The sequence below is a fragment of the Acetobacter sp. DmW_043 genome (assembly GCF_002153485.1).
Classification (GTDB): domain Bacteria; phylum Pseudomonadota; class Alphaproteobacteria; order Acetobacterales; family Acetobacteraceae; genus Acetobacter; species Acetobacter thailandicus.
Genome location: NZ_JOMN01000096.1, coordinates 1 through 296, shown reverse-complemented (window position 1 = coordinate 296; position 296 = coordinate 1). Strand labels below are relative to the sequence as shown.

Here is a 296-nt window from a genome sequence, read left to right as displayed (position 1 = left end):
TTTTAGCTGGATACGGTTAGAGAAACTGGCAAGACTGGAAGAAATCAGGCTGGGGCATGCTCCTGTCGCCGGACGTCATGACCGCCCGATTGTCAAAGCTCTTGAGCAGGAAGGCAGGAATCGTGAGGCTGAGCAGATTAAAGCACTCATACCGGCCACAGCGCAGGAGAAACCCCGTTCTGCCTATACCTCTCAGTCCCACCGCATGGCGGAGCGTCAGGGTGCTGACCTCCCGGCTCTTAAAAAGCTGGTCTGTGCCCTCTGGGCGCAGTCTGATGGTCTGAAATCTTTCCGTG

1 pseudogene is annotated in these 296 nt (G+C 56.1%); it reads left to right on the top strand.

Going from position 1 to position 296, the window contains the following annotated elements:
* Positions 1–296 (top strand): annotated as a pseudogene (locus tag HK11_RS12425) (hypothetical protein); the annotation flags it as partial.